General features: G+C 66.5%; 18 protein-coding genes. 11 read left to right on the forward strand and 7 right to left on the reverse strand.

The genetic code is table 11. The features are described from left to right. Positions 1-6: 6 nt before the first annotated feature. Complete coding sequence (locus ACN6PJ_RS07110) at positions 7-1,617, reverse strand: peptidylprolyl isomerase (RefSeq protein ID WP_427995172.1); 1,611 nt, start codon at positions 1,615-1,617, stop codon at positions 7-9. Next, positions 1,614-4,010: an LPS-assembly protein LptD gene (locus ACN6PJ_RS07115; RefSeq protein WP_427995173.1), complete on the reverse strand. Its 2,397-nt coding sequence runs from the start codon at positions 4,008-4,010 to the stop codon at positions 1,614-1,616. Before ACN6PJ_RS07115 ends, ACN6PJ_RS07110 begins: the two co-directional genes overlap by 4 nt. Positions 4,011-4,178: 168 nt before the next feature. Between ACN6PJ_RS07115 and ACN6PJ_RS07120 the strand changes: the two genes are divergently transcribed. The 6 genes from ACN6PJ_RS07120 to ACN6PJ_RS07145 all read left to right on the forward strand — a co-directional run bounded on the left by ACN6PJ_RS07120 (position 4,179) and on the right by ACN6PJ_RS07145 (position 9,170). Beyond that, a complete protein-coding gene (locus tag ACN6PJ_RS07120) occupies positions 4,179-5,219 on the forward strand; it encodes an aminoglycoside phosphotransferase family protein (protein ID WP_427995174.1) in 1,041 nt (346 codons plus the stop codon). Beyond that, positions 5,219-5,905 (forward strand): N-acetylmuramate alpha-1-phosphate uridylyltransferase MurU, encoded by a 687-nt coding sequence (gene murU, locus ACN6PJ_RS07125; protein ID WP_427995175.1) that lies wholly within the window; start codon positions 5,219-5,221, stop codon positions 5,903-5,905. Before ACN6PJ_RS07120 ends, murU begins: the two co-directional genes overlap by 1 nt. A gap of 147 nt (positions 5,906-6,052) precedes the next feature. Further along, on the forward strand, positions 6,053-6,751 hold the full coding sequence (locus ACN6PJ_RS07130; RefSeq protein ID WP_427995176.1) for a DUF6776 family protein: 699 nt from the start codon (positions 6,053-6,055) through the stop codon (positions 6,749-6,751). A gap of 120 nt (positions 6,752-6,871) precedes the next feature. Continuing rightward, entirely contained in the window at positions 6,872-8,494 is a 1,623-nt protein-coding gene (locus ACN6PJ_RS07135; protein ID WP_427995177.1) for an FAD-dependent monooxygenase, read from the forward strand. After that, positions 8,491-8,718, forward strand: coding sequence for a hypothetical protein (locus ACN6PJ_RS07140; RefSeq protein WP_427995178.1), 228 nt, complete (start codon positions 8,491-8,493; stop codon positions 8,716-8,718). Before ACN6PJ_RS07135 ends, ACN6PJ_RS07140 begins: the two co-directional genes overlap by 4 nt. After that, entirely contained in the window at positions 8,715-9,170 is a 456-nt protein-coding gene (locus ACN6PJ_RS07145) for a MarR family winged helix-turn-helix transcriptional regulator (RefSeq protein WP_427995179.1), read from the forward strand. The genes ACN6PJ_RS07140 and ACN6PJ_RS07145 overlap by 4 nt, the downstream gene beginning before the upstream one ends. Before the next feature lie 4 nt (positions 9,171-9,174). Here the strand turns inward: ACN6PJ_RS07145 and ACN6PJ_RS07150 are convergent, their stop codons facing one another. The 3 genes from ACN6PJ_RS07150 to ACN6PJ_RS07160 all read right to left on the reverse strand — a co-directional run bounded on the left by ACN6PJ_RS07150 (position 9,175) and on the right by ACN6PJ_RS07160 (position 11,030). Beyond that, positions 9,175-9,501 (reverse strand): 4a-hydroxytetrahydrobiopterin dehydratase, encoded by a 327-nt coding sequence (locus ACN6PJ_RS07150; protein ID WP_427995180.1) that lies wholly within the window; start codon positions 9,499-9,501, stop codon positions 9,175-9,177. 97 nt (positions 9,502-9,598) lie between these two features. Beyond that, entirely contained in the window at positions 9,599-10,246 is a 648-nt protein-coding gene (locus ACN6PJ_RS07155) for an OmpA family protein (protein ID WP_427995181.1), read from the reverse strand. 127 nt (positions 10,247-10,373) lie between these two features. Continuing rightward, entirely contained in the window at positions 10,374-11,030 is a 657-nt protein-coding gene (locus tag ACN6PJ_RS07160) for an HAD family hydrolase (protein ID WP_427995182.1), read from the reverse strand. Between the two features lie 280 nt (positions 11,031-11,310). Between ACN6PJ_RS07160 and ACN6PJ_RS07165 the strand changes: the two genes are divergently transcribed. The 5 genes from ACN6PJ_RS07165 (at position 11,311) to ACN6PJ_RS07185 (ending at position 15,905) form a co-directional block, all read left to right on the forward strand. After that, positions 11,311-11,679 (forward strand): hypothetical protein, encoded by a 369-nt coding sequence (locus ACN6PJ_RS07165; RefSeq protein ID WP_427995183.1) that lies wholly within the window; start codon positions 11,311-11,313, stop codon positions 11,677-11,679. After that, a complete protein-coding gene (locus ACN6PJ_RS07170; protein WP_427995184.1) occupies positions 11,676-12,788 on the forward strand; it encodes an FKBP-type peptidyl-prolyl cis-trans isomerase N-terminal domain-containing protein in 1,113 nt (370 codons plus the stop codon). Before ACN6PJ_RS07165 ends, ACN6PJ_RS07170 begins: the two co-directional genes overlap by 4 nt. A 116-nt stretch (positions 12,789-12,904) precedes the next feature. Beyond that, positions 12,905-13,672, forward strand: coding sequence for a FadR/GntR family transcriptional regulator (locus ACN6PJ_RS07175; protein WP_427995185.1), 768 nt, complete (start codon positions 12,905-12,907; stop codon positions 13,670-13,672). A 30-nt stretch (positions 13,673-13,702) separates the two neighbouring features. Further along, complete coding sequence (locus tag ACN6PJ_RS07180) at positions 13,703-14,608, forward strand: amidohydrolase family protein (RefSeq protein WP_427995186.1); 906 nt, start codon at positions 13,703-13,705, stop codon at positions 14,606-14,608. Between the two features lie 67 nt (positions 14,609-14,675). Next, positions 14,676-15,905: an MFS transporter gene (locus tag ACN6PJ_RS07185; protein ID WP_427995187.1), complete on the forward strand. Its 1,230-nt coding sequence runs from the start codon at positions 14,676-14,678 to the stop codon at positions 15,903-15,905. 38 nt (positions 15,906-15,943) lie between these two features. Here the strand turns inward: ACN6PJ_RS07185 and ACN6PJ_RS07190 are convergent, their stop codons facing one another. Together ACN6PJ_RS07190 and ACN6PJ_RS07195 are read right to left on the reverse strand one after the other, a co-directional pair. Then, positions 15,944-16,666 (reverse strand): SDR family NAD(P)-dependent oxidoreductase, encoded by a 723-nt coding sequence (locus ACN6PJ_RS07190; RefSeq protein ID WP_427995188.1) that lies wholly within the window; start codon positions 16,664-16,666, stop codon positions 15,944-15,946. A gap of 2 nt (positions 16,667-16,668) precedes the next feature. Beyond that, positions 16,669-17,712, reverse strand: a complete 1,044-nt coding sequence (locus tag ACN6PJ_RS07195) for a histone deacetylase family protein (RefSeq protein ID WP_427995189.1) — start codon at positions 17,710-17,712, stop codon at positions 16,669-16,671. Positions 17,713-17,734: the final 22 nt, after the last annotated feature.

A 17,734-nucleotide genomic window follows, 5' to 3' on the forward strand; every position in this document is an offset into this window, starting at 1 on the left:
ATGCGTTTAGCGGTTGTTCTGCTGGATCTTCTGCTGCTTTTCCAGGCGGTTGTCCACATACGCCTGCGCGCGCAGCTGCTCCAGCCAATCCTCGAAGGCCGGCTGGGCGCGGCGTTCGAACAGCGTCTGGCGGGCCTTCATGCGCGCCATGTCGTCGGAGGCGTCATGCTGGCGGCGCTCTTCCACCTGGATCAGGTGCCAGCCGAAAGGCGACTGCACCGGCTGGCTGATCTCGCCCGGCTGCAACGCGTTCATGGCGGCCTCGAACGGCGGCACGGTTTCGCCCGGGTTCAGCCATCCCAGTTCGCCGCCTTGCGGGGCGGTTGCGTCCTGCGAGTACTGGCGGGCCATGTCCTCGAACTTGGCCCCGCCGCTCACCAGCCGCTGGCGCACCTGTTCCAGGCGCTGGCGGGCCAGGTCATCGCTCATGACGGTGGAGGTCTTGATCAGGATGTGGCGCGCGCGGGTCTGCACGACCTCCACCGGCCCCTGCTGCGCCTGCGGCGCGCGCGCGGCGGGCTGCGGCGCGGGCGCCGGGGCAGGCGCCGGAGCGCGGGCCGTGCGGTTGGGCGCGGGCTGCGCCGTTCCGCGGTCCATCACTTTGACGATGTGGAAGCCGTTGCCGCTCTGGATCAGGCCGCTGACCTGCCCTTTCTGCAGACCGCTGATGGCCTTCACGAACAGGTCGGGCCAGCCGTCCAGCGGACGCACGCCCATGACGCCGCCCTGCAGGGCCTCGGGGCCGTCCGAAGCGGCCGCGGCCAGGCTGGCGAAATCGTCGCCGCGCTTGGCTTGCGCCAGCAGGCCCTCGGCCTTCTTGCGCAGCACGGCCAGTTGCTCGGGCGACGACCCTTCGGGCACGCGCACCAGGATCTGGGCCAGGGCATAAAGCATCGGCCCCGCCGGCGCGGCCGCCTGTTCAGGCGCGGGTTGCGGCTGGGCCTGCGGCTGCGGCTGCGCGGCCGGCGCGGCGGCGAATGCCGGATTGCGCCGCTGGTCCTTCAGGAATGCGTCGACTTCGGCATCGGAAATGACGATGGTGGAGTCCACCGCGCGCTGGCGCAGGCGATCCGTGCGGATCTCGTCGCGCAGCGACTTGCGATAGGCATCCCAGGAGGTGCCGGATTTCTCGATTTCCTGGCGCAGCTGGGCCACGCTGATCTTGTTGCGGCCGGCGATGGTCTGGATAGCCATGTCGACCTGAGCGTCGTCCACGCGGATGCCCATGCGGTCCGCCTCGTGGCGCTGCACGCGCTCCATGATCAGGCGCTGCAGCACCTGATGCTGGAGGGTCTGGTCGTCGGGCACCTGGATGCCGCGAGACTTCAGTTCGCCCGCGATGCGCTGGGAAGCATCGCGCAGCTCGCGCAGCGTGATCACGTCCTTGTCGACGACGGCGGCGATTCCGTCCACGAATTGCTCGCCCTGCGGGGCAGGAGCGGCATCCTTCTGCGCGGGCGAGGCCTTCGCGCCCTTCTGTGCGGAAGCGGCCTTGGCGCCGTTGTTCGAGCCCTTGCCGTTCTGCTCGGCCGCATACGCGGCAGGCAAGCCGGCGCACACGGCCAGCAGCAACGCATTGCGGGAGAGGCGGCGCAAAGAGTGCAACCTACGCATCATTCATACCTTTCAAATGTGGTCCCGGCAGGCACGGGCGGAGTAACGCGCGAGTAGCCGGGGATACTTCTGTTCAGCAGGTTCATCGGGTCGGTTCCCAGGGAACCCAGGCCGGTCAGCTCAAGCTGCAGGAACACTGCGGAGTTGGCGTCCGTCGCCGAAACGGCGTAACGCTGGTAGACCACGCGGCCCACCCAGCAGCAGTCCCCTTTGTACTCCAGGCCGGCGATGGCCTGCGTCACGCGCGGGGATTCCGTCGTGTTGGCGACCGTGCTGGAGGGCCCCGAACGCAAGGAGTAGTCGATACGGCCCACGCCGTACCAGCGCTTGCTGAACGGCCACTGGAGCGCCAGACTGACCTGGTTCTGGCCCTGCGGCTGGTAGGCGACGCCGGGTTGCGGATCGCGCTGGTAGCGGTAGGACAGCGCCACCGTGGTCAGGCGCTGGGGCGTCCAGCGCGCGCTCACCAGCCCGCGCGACCAGTTGTTGTCGTACGGGTTGTATTGCGCCGCGATCTCGGTGGAGAGGGTGTCGGTCAGGGCCGCGCTGGCGCCCACCAGAAAATCGGAGCGCACGTTCTCGCGCGGCGTCTCGCCGGGCAGCGTGACCTTCTGGTCCGCGAAATACAACCGCTGCGCCACGGCCAGCGACATGCGCTCGAAACCGGTGTTGGCGTCCAGCCAGCGCGTGGTCAGCGCGGCCGTGAGCTGGTTCGCGTTCGAGATGCGGTCCCAGCCGCCGGTGTAGATGTTTTCCTCGAAGGCCTGGGAAAAGCTGAAGTCCGCCAGCGAGGTGTCGTAGACGGGCAGCTTGGACTGGTCGCGGTACGGCACGTACAGGTAGTACAGGCGCGGTTCCAGGGTCTGCGTCGAGGCCTTGCCGAACAGCGAGGTATCGCGCTCGAAGATCAGGCCCGCGTCCAGGGACATGATGGGCACCGTGCGCGACTGCGACTGCGGATAGCCGAAGGAGGTGCCGGCGTTCGGCGTGTTGGCATTGAGGCCCAGCCAATCGCGGCCGTACCAGTTGGTCTGGTATTGCGTGTAGTTCACGCCGGCCTTGGGGATGATAAACCAGCCCGGCCTTACGATCGGATAGGAAACGGTCGGATAGCTTTGGAGACGATCGCCCTGCGGCCCCTGGCGGGCGCCCCCCACCGTGGGAATGCTGAAACGCACGGCGGTGGAAGTCCAATCGACGTCGAAGCCGCCCCAGTCGTAGCGCGCGCCGCGCAGGTAGAGCTCAGGCACCTTGTCGTACGGCGGCACCAGCGGCGCGTCGGGATCCTGCAAAGTCTGATACTTGTAGACCTGTGCGTATGCGCTCCAGTACTTGGAGCCCCAGCCCACTCGCGCGCGCTGCGGCAGATAAGTGGTGGACGCCTGGTTCAAGCCCAGCTGGGAAATATCGCGGAAGTAATCGTCGTCCGAAACCTTGGCTACGTCCCAGTCCGCGTAGAACCCATGGGAAAGTATCTGCTGGTGGCGCCACCAGTACATCCAGCGGTCCTCGCCCGTGACGTTGTCATTGGGCAGGTAGGTACCATTCAGCGTGCCACTATAGCTCGACCCCAGATAGCGGAACTCGCCACCCAATTGCAGCCCGCGCTTGGAGAAATAGCGCGGCTGTATGGTCATGTCGTAATTGGGCGCCAGGTTCAGGTAGTACGGCAGCGAAAGGTCGAAGCCGCCCTGGCTGGTGGTGCCGTAGGTCGGCATCAGGAAACCCGATTTCCGTTCCTTCTTGACCGGAAAGGTCATGTAGGGCGACGCCAGGATCGGGACATCCTTGAAGTACAGCACGCCATTGCGCGCCACGCCTTCGTTCTCGTCGAAATCGACGTCGACGGTATTGGCCTTGATGTACCAGGACGGCGTCTCGCAGGAGCAGCCGCTATAAGTCACCGTATGCAGCCGCATCTGCGACTTGCTGAAGATGTCGGCGTGTTCGGCCACCGCGAAGCCGCCCGTGGCGCCCATCCAGAAATTGGGCTTTTCGACTTCGCCCGAATACTTGTCCACATTGAACTTGGCGTTCGGCCCCGTCACCAGGGTGCCGTCGCGCATCATGCGCGCATTGCCCTGGACGTCGACTTCGCCCGTGTCCTTGCGGTAATTGATGCGGTCGCCCTTGATCACGCCGTCGATGCGGCGCACCTGCGCATTGCCGGACAGGGTCAGGTCGGAATCGGGATCGCCCTCGATCGTGTCGGCTTCCATGAAGGCGGGGATGTTGTCGTCCGGCAGGCGATGCATCCGCAAGCCCGGCGATGTGCGCAGCACCGGCGCTTCCGTGGCCGACGAGGCGGCGGGAACGGTGCCCTGGCTGCCTTGAGCCTGGACGGCTCCGGCGGCCATGCTGACAGCAGAGAGGATCAACCACCGAACCTTGCGCACGAGTGAAAACAGCCCTTTTTGACGATGGGGAAACCCGACACCGGCACCCACGAAGGGCCAATGCTAACGGAAACGAGCCGGTATTATAGAGAAGCCGCGCCACAGGCCCAGCCTTAAGTGCGAACGACACAATTTTCTGCAATATTGCCCTACCGACACGGATCTTCCTTGAAAAACGACCACGACCCCCGCCTGGAGCAGATCCGCAACTGGCTCGCCGGCCTGCCCGCCGCCCTGAATCTCGCCGTGGATACGCTGCGCCCGGCGTCGTCCGACGCCAGTTTCCGGCGCTATTTCCGGCTCGACGCCGGCGAGCGGACCCTGATCGTCATGGACGCCCCCCCGGCCCACGAAGACACCCGCCCGTTCCTGCAGGTGGGTCAGCTGCTGGCGGATGCCGGCCTGAACGTGCCCGTCGTGGTCGAAAAGGACCAGGACCAGGGCCTGCTGCTGCTGACCGACCTGGGCGAGCAGACCTATTACCAACGCATCCAGGCCGGGCTGACGGACGGCGAGCTCCAGGCCCTGTACCGCGACGCCATCGCCGCGCTGGTCCGGCTGCAGCAGGCGTCCACCGCGGGCCTGGCCACCTACGACACGGCGCGGCTGGCCGACGAACTGAAACTGTTCCCCGAGTGGTACGTGGGCAGGCACCACGGCGTCACCCTGGACGACAAGACGGCGAACGCGCTGGACAAGATCTTCGCCCTGCTCTCGGCCAGCAACGGCGGCCAGGCGCAGGTGTTGGTGCACCGGGATTTCCACTCCCCCAATCTGATGGTCTGCGACGAGCCGCGATACGGCCCCAACCCCGGCGTCATCGACTTCCAGGACGCGCTGGCCGGCCCGATCACCTACGACCTGGCCTCGCTGGTGACCGACGCGCGCACCACCTGGGAAGAACCCCAGCAACTGGACTGGGCGATCCGCTACTGGGAAATGGCGCGCGCGGCCGGCCTGCCGGTGGACGCCGATTTCGCGGAATTCCATCGCGCCTACGAATGGATGGGGCTGCAGCGCAACCTGCGCATCATGGGCGTGTTCGCGCGGCTCAATCACCGCGACGGCAAGGCGCACTACCTGGCCCATATGCCTCGCATGAACGGCTACGTCCGCCAGGTGGCCCAGCGCTACGGCGTCTTCACTCCCCTTCTGCGCCTGCTGGACAAGCTGGACAATCGCGAAGTCTCCGTCGGGTATACGTTCTGATGCGGGCCATGATACTTGCGGCGGGCCGCGGCGAGCGCATGCGCCCGCTGACGGACCGCCTGCCCAAGCCGCTGCTGTCCGTGGGCGGCAAGCCCCTGATCGTCTGGCACCTGCTGCGGCTGGCGGCCGCGGGCATCCACGACGTCGTCATCAACCATGCCTGGCTCGGGCACGAGATCGAACGCGCGCTGGGCGACGGCAGCGAATTCGGCGTGCGGATCCGTTATTCGGCCGAGCCGGCCGCGCTGGAAACCGCGGGCGGCATCGCCCAGGCGTTGCCCCTGCTGGGCGGCGCCCCTTTCCTGGTGATCAACGGCGACGTCTGGTGCGATTGGAACCCGGCCTCGGCCTCCGGGCTGGCGCGGGGCCTCCCGGAAGGCGGCGCATGGCTGCTGCTGGTGGACAATCCCGTCCAGCACCCGGACGGCGACTTCCACCTGGCGGCGGACGGCCGCGTCCACGCCCAGGGCGAACCGCGTTTGACCTTTTCCGGCATCGGCGTCTACCATCCGTCGTTGTTCGCGGACGTCGTCCGGGGCACGGCGGCGCCCCTGGCGCCCTTGCTCAGGCAGGCCATGGCCCGAAACCTCGCGCGCGGCGCGCGCCACGAGGGCCGCTGGACGGACGTCGGCACGCCTCAGCGGCTGGCCGACCTGGACGCCCAACTCAACGGCCCGGCCCGTTGATGTCCACATATTTCACAATATCAACGTGCGCAACCAGGATTGTCCGCGCACCCAACGCCCCCGGCTAACGGGGTATTCTCTGACGCTTTGACCCGCGCCCACGGGGCGCGGTTGAGCTTACATACAGGAAGTTTTCTAGGAATGGGGATGTTCGGAAGATCACAACGGGCCGTATTCAAGCCCTCCGTATACCAGCCGGGCCAACGCACGCGGCGCATGCCGCGCTGGCTTGTCCTGCTGCTGGTGGGCATTGCCCTTGGCGCCGGCGGCGTGCTCTTCCTCCAGACCAACTACGGCCCTCAGCGGCTGACCGTCGAGCAATCCGAGCAGTTGCACAGCGAGCTCAGCGCGGCCAACCTCGAACGCCAGCGGCTGCAAAGCCAGCTCGAAGAGACCACTCAGCAGCGTGACGCGAACAAGTCCGGCCACGAAAAGCTCACCAGCGATCTGGCCGAGGCCCGCAGCAAGATCGAAACGCTGAACAAGGAACTGGTGCTGTTCCAGGACGCCATGCCCGCCGACCCGCGCGGCGGCAACATCGGCATCCGCTCGGGCACCTTCAAGCGCGCGCCCGGCCAACTCGATTACCAGGTCCTGGTCATGCGCGAAGACCGCCAGGGCGCGCCGTTCAAAGGCACCCTCACGTTCTCCATCGACGGCACGTACTCGAACGGCCGCGCCGCCACGGTCACGCCCGAAGGCCCGGCGCTGAACGTGGACCGCTACGACTACGCGATCGGCCAGTTGAAACTGCCCGACGGTTTCACGCCCAAGGTCGTGGTGCTGCGCGTCATGGACGGCGCGCAGAAGCAGCACGCCATGCGTATCTATTACGTGCGCAACTGATAGATCCTGCCTGCCGGAAACCCGCCCTCATCCGGCGGGTTTTTTTTGTCTGCCGGAAATGGTTGCGTCCACAACCAGCTGGGAATATAGTTGCGCAAACAACCAGATTGCCGAGACATCATGACGCTCCCTTCCCACGTTCCCGTCCTCATCGCCGGCGGAGGCCCCGTCGGCCTGATGCTGGCTGCCCTGCTCGCCGAATACGGCATCGCCTCGCTGACCGTGGAAGCGGACGACGACTATTGCAGCGGCAGCCGCGCCATCTGCATTTCGCGGCGGTCGCAGGAAATCATGGGCTGGGCCGGCGCGGACCGCCCCCTCACGGCCACGGGCCTGGCCTGGACGGGCGGCCGCAGCTACTACCGCGACCGCGAGGTTCTGCATTTCGAGATGCCACACGACCCGCTGCAGCGCTATGCGCCGATGGTCAACATCCAGCAGTACGCGGTGGAGGAATATGCCCACCAGGCCATGCAGCGCCACCCCGAACTGGCCGCGCTGCAATGGTCGGCCCGTGTCGCAGGCCTGCGGGCGGACGCCGACGGCGTGACGGTCGAGGTCGATAGCGAAGGCCGGCGCCAGACCGTGCGCGCCGATTGGCTGATCGCCTGCGACGGCGGCCGCAGCACCGTGCGCGAAGCGATGGGCCTGAAGCTGGAAGGCATGCAGTACGAAGGACGCTATGTCATTGTCGACATCGAACAGGAATCCCAGCGTCCCGTGGAACGCCTGGCCTGGTTCGACCCGCCGTCCAACCCCGGCTCCACCCTGCTGATGCACCGGCAGCCGGGCAACGTCTGGCGCGTGGACTACCAGATCCGGGACGATGAGGATCCCGAGGAAGCCGTCAAGCCCGAAAACGTGCTGCCCCGCGTGCAGAGCCACCTGGACATGATCGGCGAGACCGCGCCCTGGAAACCGCTGTGGATCTCCATCTACAACGCCAAATGCCTGACGCTGGACAGCTATCGTCATGGCCGGGTCCTGTTCGCGGGAGACGCCGGCCACCTGGTGCCGATCTTCGGCGTGCGCGGGCTGAATTCGGGGCTGGACGACGCCGGCAACCTGGCCTGGAAACTCGCCTGGGTGCTGAAGGGCCAGGCGCCCGACAGCCTGCTGGACAGCTACAGCGTGGAGCGCGTCCATGCCACGCGGCAGAACCTGGCCTATGGCGCCAAGAGCACGGAATTCATGGCCCCGCCCGACTATGGTTTCCGCCTGATGCGCGAAGCCGCCCTGCGCCTGGCGCTGGTGGACGACTCGGTCCGTCCGCTCATCAACCCGCGGCAGTCCGCGCCCATCTCGTACGACACCTCGCCGCTGAACCTGGAAGACCGGGCGCCGCTGGCCGGCGCCGCCGCGCCCGGCCAACCCGCGCCGGAGGCGCTGCTGCAGGAGGGCGAAACGCCGCGCCACCTGAGCGAATATTTCGGCGCCGGTTTCGTGGCGCTGGCCTTCTCGCCCGATGCCGCGCTGGGGGCCGGCCTGGAGGCCTTGGCCGCGTCCACCCGGAACACGCCCCAGCCGCTGCGCGTGCTGCGTGTCGGCGCCGGCGGCCTGCGCGACACGCACGGGCAATTGGCCCAGCGGTTCGGCGGCGACGCCGGCACCGTCTATCTGATGCGGCCCGACGGCTATGTGCTGGGCCGCTGGGCCGCCCCCTCGGCCAACGTCTTGCTCGCGGCGCTGAAGCCCTATTACCCCTCGATCGACCTGAACGCCAACAAGGAAGGCCAAGCATGAACAACGACGAACTGGACCAGGCCTACACCGGCATGGCGCAGGCGCTTTCACGCGTCGGCCAAGCGCAGGCGCCGCTCTTCCTGTCCATCCTGGGCCTGTCGCTGCTGGCCCGGCTGCCGGACGCGAAAGAAGCCGCCGCGCTGGTGGCCCAGGCCGAGGCCGCCTGCCTGGCCAACGGCCCTGTGGCAAACTGTCCCGCCGCTTCCTCCGCCAGCCCGACGTGACCCAACCCGACCTCGAACGCTTCCTGACCTATCGCCTGCACGTGCTCAACAAGATCACGGACCGGGACACGAATCGCGCCTACCTGGCCGAATGCGGCATCCCCTTGGGCGAGGCGCGCTGCCTGGCGGCCATCGGCCGCTACGCGCCCTTGTCCGTCAAGGACCTGGCGCGCGCGGCCAACCTGAACAAGGGCCAGGCAAGCCGTTCGGCGCAAGCGCTGGTGGACCGCGGCCTGGTCGAGAAAACCCATTCCGAATCCGACGGGCGCGGCGTGGTCCTGGCGCCGACCCCTGCCGGCGTGGCGCAGTACCAGCGCATCATCGACCTGATCGCCCGCCGCAATGACGAAATCTTCTCTTGCCTGGACGCGGACGAGCAGCAAGCCCTGGGCGGCCTGCTGGACCGCCTGATCGAGCGCCTCCGGGCCGCCGAAGGCAACGAGGAAGACTGACGCGTCAGGCTCCGGCCTTCGGCGCGGTCGCGCCCAGCTGCGCGGCGGCTTCGTCCATGAACTGCGCCATGCGCACGTCCAATTCGGTCACGCCGCCCGCGTCGTGAGTGGTCAAGATCACGTCCACGCGGTTGTAGACATTGGTCCATTCAGGATGATGGTTCAGCTTTTCCGCGAACATCGCCACGCGCGTCATGAAACCGAACGCCGTGTTGAAGCTGACGAAGCGGAAGCGCTTTTCGATGGCGTCACGCGTCGCCACCGCCTGCCAGCCGGACAGGGCGGCCACCGCGGCATCGGTGCCGATGCGGGCGGGAGGGAACATGCTCATGGCGGACTCCGGAAAAAATACGTCCCCGCGAAAACAGAAGACGGCCGCGCAATGCGCAAGCCGCCTCGGACACAGGGACAAGGGCTAACGCCCGGGATTACTGCTTCACCGCATACAGGTAGATCTCCACCCGACGGTTCAGCGCGCGGCCTTCCGCGGTCGCATTGTCGCCGATCGGATCGTTCGGGCCTCGCCCTTCCACGGACAGACGGCTGGCGGCCACGCCCTGCTTGCCCAGGTAGTCCGTCACGCTCTTGGCCCGGTTGACCGAAAGCGTCTGGTTGTGCGCCAGCGCCCCCGTGCTGTCGGTGTGGCCGACCACCTTGGCCCGCAGTTCGGGATGCTGATTGAGAGAACGCGCCACGCTGTCCAGCACGGGCAGCAGCGCGGGCTTGAGTTGCGTCTTGTCGGTGTCGAACGACACACCGCTGGGGATGTTGACCTTCAGGCTGCCGTCGGGCATTTCAACCACGTCGATCCCCAGCGAGGACGCGCCCGAATTCTGCACGTCTTCCTTGACGACCTTCCAGTTGTACCCGACCAGTCCGCCGGCCACCGCGCCGATGCCGGCGCCGATCGCCGCGCCCTTGCCGTGGCCGATCAGGGCGCCGATCCCGGCGCCGATCGCCGCTCCCGCGCCCGTGCCCACGGCGGTATTGGTCTGCTGTTGCGTGGCGCATCCCGCCAGCAAAGCCCCCGATGCCGCGACAATTGCGATACGGTTGAATATTGTTCTTGAACGCATGGCAACCTCCACTTCCTATCGGTACGCCGGGTCATCCCGGCCTGCTCATGCTAGCAAGCGCGGCAGGACGGATCGGCAACATTTTGTACTTCTGAAAAGAGGGAGCATGCGGGGGCGGCATAGCCGCTCAGGCAGCGTTGAATCCCGCAAGCCACGGCAGCGCCTCTTCCAGCCGGGGAGACTCCCGTTCCGGGCGCGCCGCGCCATCCGGCAATGACAGCCCGACCCGGTTGTGCCAGTAGGTGCGCAGCCCCACCTTGCGGGTGCCGAACATGTCGTAGCCTGATCCGGCGATGAATGCGGCCTGCGACGGCGTCGCCTCCAGACGGGCCAGGGCCAGTTCGTACGGACGCGGATCGGGCTTGTAGTAGCCGGCCTCCTCGGACGTCACCACCACGTCCCAGTCCACGTCCAGCAGGCGGGCCGCGCGGCGCCCCAGGCGGTCCGAGCAATTGGTGACGACCGCCAGCCGGCAATGCGGGCGCAACGCCTGCAGCAGTTCGCGCGCGCCGTCCCAGACGGGCAGCTCGTCCCAATGGGCCTCGAGCGCCGCCGGCGCCGCGGCCGGCAGGCCAACCGCGGCGGCGGCCGCTTCCACCAACTGCTCATAGGGCTGATAGGCTCCGCAGCCATAGGTGCGGCGCAGGTACTCCGCGCGCCAGGCACGGCCGGCGGACTCGGACCCCGCCGCTCGATTCCAGACCGTCCAGGAATCGAGCAAGGCGGTAAGCAGATCGAACAGCACGGCGCGGGGAAAGGCAGGCGTAACGGCGGGGCGGAACATGGCGGCGCTCTCTTGGAATGGGAATGAAGCCACTATAAATAGTCCCGCGGCCGCCGTGATTCATTACCCGTTTACCCATGGTTAAGCCAAGCCTTAATGCACGGCGCGCGGCGCAAACCCGACGAGTCCGATATTCAGCGCGCGGGCATCTGTGGTCTATTGCTGATCAAAACCTCGATACCTCCGAATCACTGCGATTGCCATCGCGGCCAGGCCAAGGCGCGAATGGCAGTCCGCCGCGTCGGCAATCGGTTTCGCATTCTTCCCTGGATCAGCATTCATGAAACGTCTCCTCGCCGGCGCAGCCATTCTGTCAGCCGCATTATTCCTGGCAGGCTGCAGCGCCCGCCCCGCCGCCCTCGTCGCCAAGAATGACGGCGCCCTGGACAAGCACCAGCAGTGCTACCAGGAATTTTCCGCACTGAAGCAATTGAACCCGGAGGCCTACGAAACCTACAGGGCCCAGCTTGCCGCCATCAACGAAAACTACGACCTCTACAAATCCAACGCCTCGGCTATCGACGGCAAGGCGGCTGAAGTCATGCAGACCGAAATCGACAGGGTGCTTTCCCTGGTGTGCTTCCGCATCAACAACGCCATCTATTCCAATATGATGCAACGCGCGCAGGGCCTGCACAGCCAGCTATGAGAAAACACATCGGCACCGCGCTGTGCTGCGCGCTCATGTTTTCCGGCGGCAAGGCGTCCGCTTCCGAAACCAGCCTGCTGGACCGGCTGGTGGAAGAGCAGATCATCGGCAGCGATTCCCCCCGGCGCGCCATGCCTGCGCCTGCCCCCGCTCCCTCGCCGCAACGATCGGCCGGGAACGTCGACGCGCTGACCCAGCAACTGAACGACGCGCTGGCGCAGAAGTACGCGCTCGAGAACGAACTTGCCGCCCTGCGGGCAGCGGCCAACAGCCGTCCCGCCCACGATGCATCCGAAGACGGCGCCGGCGCCGCCGACATGGAAATCGCCGGCTTGAACAAGCAGGTCGCCGAGTTGCTCGCGCAAAACCGGATCCTGGCGCAGCAGCGGGAAGAACAGGAACAGGCGCTGGCCGACCTGCGCGCGGCCAGCCAGCAGCGGCAGGCCCAGCAGGCGGCCGGCCAGGCAACGGGCGAACCCGCCGCCCCGGCAGGGCGCGTCACGATCAACGGCGCGGTTCCGAAGGATGTCCGCCTCAGCTACGCCCTGGGCGCCTGGTACGGAGACAGCGCGCCGCAGGAAACGCAAAAGCTGCAGTCCATCGGCAGGAAACTGGACCTGCCCGCGTTCACGCAGGGGTTCAGCGACAGGGTCGCCAATAGCATGCAGCTGCCCCAGGACAAGATTTCCGCCGAGCTTGCCAGCGTGGATCAGCAACTGGATGCCGCCATGCTGTCCAAGAACGAAAAGCTCAGCAAGGTCCTGCTGGCGGAGGCCGCAAAGGAAAAAGGCGCCGTCAAGATGCCGGACGGCACCGTCTATCGCATCCTGAAGAAGGGCAAGCCTCCGATGGCCACCGCCCAAAGCGAAATCCTCTTCGAGCTGGAAGAGAAGCTGGGTTCAGGCGAAGTGCTGTCCACCGGGGAAGAGGCCACCAGCAAGGTCGCGGACCTGCCCCCGGCATTCCAGGCGGCCGTCGCCCAGCTGGGGCTGGGCGGCACCGCCCTCATCCACGTTCCGGCAAAGCTGATTTATGGCGAGCCCGGGCGCGGCGGCATTCCTCCCGGAGCGATCTCGGTCATGACGATCAAGATCGTCGGAATCAAGTAACGGCGATGCAAGGCACCCGGATCTCCGGGTCCAAGGCACACGCGTCGACACGTGATTGCTGAACCTAGGGTTATCCCGGTGTTATATGAAAATCATTGAACGTAAGATTTCGCGGCATGAAGCTCAAACGCGCCCGAAGTCTTACCGCACAAGTACTGGATGACCTGCTCGACCGCATTGCCCGCGGCGAGTACGCGCTTGGGGAACGCTTGCCCACGGGAAAACAGCTTGCCGCCACGTACGGGGTGAGCACGATGGTGATCCGGGAGGTCACCGAACACTTGCGGGCTCACGGGTACATCGAAAGCCGCCAGGGCATCGGCTGCATCGTTCGCGCCATTACGCCCAACTCGGGATTCCTCCTGCCCTCGTACCCGGAACTGGATGCCGCGGAATTGACGGCCATCTACGAGTTGCGGCTGGACCTCGAAAGCGCGGTGGCCGCCTTGGCCGCCGAACGCCGTACCCAGGAAGACGTGGACGTCATGGAAGACATCCTGCGGCGCCTGGAGGCCGCCTTGTGCGACTCCAGCAGCAGCGCCACCGACCAGGAATTCCACGTCCGGATCGCGGCCGCCTCGGGCAACAAGTACCACTTGCAGCTGCTGCAATATCTCAACGCGCAGATCTATCAAACGGTGCGCACCGCCCGCGAACACACGCAACGCGAGGAAGGACTGCCCGAACAAGTGCATCGCGAGCACGTTGCGATCTTCGAGGCCATCGCGGCGCGCGACCCCGTGATGGCGCGCGCGGCGGCCGTATCCCATCTGCTGCGCGCCATGAATCGCCTGGGCTTGCGGCACCGGGCGCCAGACGCCACCAATCCCGCCGCATCGCCGGCCTTCCGTCAAATGCCGGCCGTTCACAAGAAAGGGCGCTGAACCATCGGCGCCTTGCCATTGGAGATGAGCATGACCAGCTTCGAACCGCGCCCGGACGCGGATATCCCCCGTTGCCTTGCCCCGCTGCCCCTGGGCGAGCATGAGCCTCCGGCATTCGATATCCCCGCCGGCGCCGTAGACACCCACGCCCACGTCGTGGCCGGGGACGCCGGCCTCTACCCCATGGTGCCGGAGCGCACCTACACGCCCCCGCCCGCGACCGAGCGGATGTACCTGGACATGCTGCGCAGCCAGGGCATGTCGCGCGGCGTGCTGGTGCAGATCAGCGTCTATGGCACCGACAATCGCTACATGCTGGAGGTGCTGCGCAGGCACCCCGATCAGTTGCGCGGCATCGGCGTCGTCGGCCCGGACGTCACCGACCGCGAGCTCCAGGACATGCATGCCGCCGGCGTGCGCGGCCTGCGCCTGAACGTACTGTTTGGCGGCGGCATCGGTTTCGACGCCATGGAAACCCTGGCGCACCGGATCAAGGACATGGGATGGCACATGCAGTTCCTGATGGACGCGCGCCAGTTGCCCGAACTGCTGCCCAGGATGCGCAAGCTTCCCGTGCCCGGCGTCGTCGACCATATGGGCCACATGCCCGTGGCCGAAGGCTTGCAAAGCGCCGGCTTCCAGGCCCTGCGCCATATGCTGGTCGACCATGGCTGGTGGGCCAAGCTCTCCGGCGCCTACCGCATCAGCACCCGATTCGATGCATACGAGGACGTCACGCCCTGGGCCCGGGCATTGATCGACGCCGCGCCCGATCGCGTCGTGTGGGGCAGCGACTGGCCGCATGTGCACATATCGCCCATGGTCGACACCGGCCGGCTCCGCAACCAGCTGGCCGCCTGGGCGCCCGAGCCCGAATTGCGGCGACGCATACTGGTGAGCAACCCGCAGCGGCTCTACGATTTCCCCGCCGTCTAGGGCCCATTCACCCTCACCCGCGCGCCCGCCGCGGCGCGTCTTGGCAAGAACAATCAGGAGTCGACACATGCAGTGGTACAGGGAAATGAACAAGACCGAGCGCCGGACGTTCATCGGCGCCTTCGGCGGCTGGGCGATAGACGCGCTGGATTTCATGGTGTTCACCTTCGTGATCTCCACGCTCATCAATCTGTGGGGCATCGAAAAGGGCCAGGCCGGCATGCTTGGCACGGTAACGCTGCTGTTCTCGGCGATCGGCGGCTGGCTGGCGGGCATCCTGGCGGACCGCTACGGCCGCGTGCGCATCCTGCAGATCACCATTCTCTGGTTCTCCGCCTGCACGGTGGCCATCGGTTTCGCGCAGAATTTCGAACAACTCCTGATCCTGCGGGCGCTGCAGGGGCTGGGCTTCGGCGGAGAATGGGCCGTCGGTTCGGTGCTGATGGGGGAAATCGTTCGCGCGCAGCACCGTGGCAAGGCGGTCGGCACGGTGCAAAGCGGCTGGGCGGTAGGCTGGGGCGCCGCGGCGATTCTCTACACCATCGCGTTCTCGGTGCTGCCTCCCGAATGGGCGTGGCGCACGCTGTTCTGGATCGGCGTCGCCCCCGCGTTCCTCGTCATCTACATCCGCAAGCACGTCCCGGAACCCGAAGTCTTCCAGCGCGCGCGCGCCCAGGCGCAGAGCTCGGCGGAACGGCCATCCTTCTGGAAGATCTTCTCCCCTTCCCTGCTGAAAACCACGATCGTCACGGCATTGCTGTGCACCGGCGTCCAGGGCGGCTATTACGCCATTACCACCTGGCTGCCCACCTTCCTCAAGACGGAGCGCCAGCTGTCCGTTCTGGGCACCGGCGGCTATCTGATGGTCATCATCGTGGGCTCGTTCTGCGGCTACATCGCCGGGGCGTATTCCGCCGACAAGCTCGGGCGCCGGGCCAATCTGCTGATTTTCTCGGTGCTGTCGGCCCTGACCGTGTATGTGTACACGCTCGTGCCGCTGAGCAACGACGCGATGCTGGTCCTTGGCTTTCCGCTGGGCTTCGCCGCATCCGGGATATTCAGCGGTATCGGCGCCTACCTGACCGAGCTGTTCCCGACGGACGTGCGCGCAAACGGGCAAGGTTTCGCGTACAACTTCGGCCGGGGCATCGGCGCGCTGTTCCCCAGCCTGGTGGGGTTTCTTTCGCAGACGCATGGCCTGGGATGGGCCATCGGCGCATTCGCCACGGGCGCCTACGCCATCGTCATCGTCACGGCGCTATTGCTGCCCGAAACGAAGGGCAAGGTACTGAGCTGACGGCCGGCGCAACCGGCCCGGGCAATGAATGCCCGGGCTCAGAACGCCGATTCCACCTGCCAACTGACCGGAATTTCCGCCACGCTGGCGGTGGCGGGAAGCTCCAGCGCCAGCCGCGCGATCCGGGCCACTTCCTGGGGCTGGGTCAATTGCGATTTGATGGACTCCTCGACGCCTTCGGCCATATCGGTGGCGACGAAGCCAGGGCAGATCGCCGTGCATCGGATGCGATCCGCGACGCCCGCATGGCGGATGCCGTGCGCCAGCATCAGCGCGGCGGCCTTGCTCATGGAATACAGCCCGGCTTCCGCCGCGCGCACGCGCTTGCCCGCCAGCGAGGCGATGACCAGCACCTTGCCCTCCGGCGCGGCCCGCAAATACGGCCAAACCCGCTGCGTCAGGCGCATGGGAGACTTGACGTTGACGGCGAAGATATCGTCGAAGTCCTGATCGCTGGCCTGGACCACCGTCTTGTCGCTCAGGATGCCGGCGTTGTGCACGATGGCGTCGATGCGTCCGAAATGATCGTGCGCCGCCGCCACCCAGGCGGCTTCAGTGGCCGGATCGCGCGCATCGAAAGCCGCCCCATGGCAACGATCCGCCCCGTACTCCGCCAGCGCCGCCACGGGCTGGCGCGTCCCCGCGGACACCCGCCAGCCATGCTCCAGCAGTTCGCGCGCGATGGCCAGTCCGATGCCCCGGCCGGCGCCGCTGATCAGCGCAACCCGGCCCGCGCCGGCCCCGCATGCGGCAGTCATCATGCCTATTCCCCCTGGCGCTTGAGATAGCCGTCGACCAGCGAATTGACGTTGGCGCGCAGCGTGTCCACCTTGTAGCCCCCTTCCTGCACGAACAGGGTCGGCAAGCCGAGCTGGCCGATGCGGTCGCCCAGCACCGCGTAGTCAGCCGTGTCTATATTCAGGTTGCCGAACGGATCGTGGCGGAACGTGTCGTAGCCTGCGGCCACCACCAGCACGCCGGGCGCAAAATCCTTGATCCGTTCGAGCGCCTGGTCGAAGTAGCCGAGATAGCCGCCGATCCCCGTGCCGCCTTCGATGGGCAGGTTGAGGTTGTAGCCCTCTCCGGCGCCGGTTCCGGTTTCGTCGGCATAACCGCAAATGAACGGGAACAGGGTTTCCGGCTTGCCGTGCAGCGACACCGTCAGCACGTCGTCGCGGTCATAGAAGATCTGCTGCGTGCCGTTGCCATGGTGCACGTCGATATCCAGGACGGCCACCCGGCCGAAGCGCTTGGCCAGGCGTTGCGCGGCGATCGCCGTGTTGGCGATGTGGCAGCCGCCCATCGCCAGGTCGCGCATGGCGTGATGGCCGGCCGGACGCAACACCGCATAGGCGCTGCGTTCTCCCGCGATGATCGCGTCGGCGGCCGCCACCGCGGCATCCACGCTGCCGTTCATGTTGGCCCAGGCCCCCTCTACCAGCGGCGACCCCCCATCGCCCAGGTAGCGGCCGGCGAGCGTCACCGGGATGTGCGTGCGCAAGGTCGGAAAGTAGCGATTGGTCGTGATGTAGGGCCGCACTTCGAACGAGGCCCCCGGCGCCTTGGACCACTCGTCCCATGCGGTTTCCAGGTAATGCAGATAGTCCGGCGCGTGCACTTCGAACAGTTCGGCGGGACGTTCGGCCGCGCGCTCGACGTGGCGGCAATCCAGGTGCAGATCGTCCCTCAGCGCGGCAAGGACTTCGAAACTGCGTTCGGCGCGGTCATGGTGCTGCTTGAGCAGCCCACGGATCATGGCATTGCCGAGCCAGGGCACGTCATGGGTCGGAGAGATGAAGGCTTTCACTGCGCGGTCCTATTAGGCATGT

Origin of the sequence: Achromobacter sp., from assembly GCF_050285585.1 — a bacterium.
GTDB lineage: Bacteria > Pseudomonadota > Gammaproteobacteria > Burkholderiales > Burkholderiaceae_B > Achromobacter.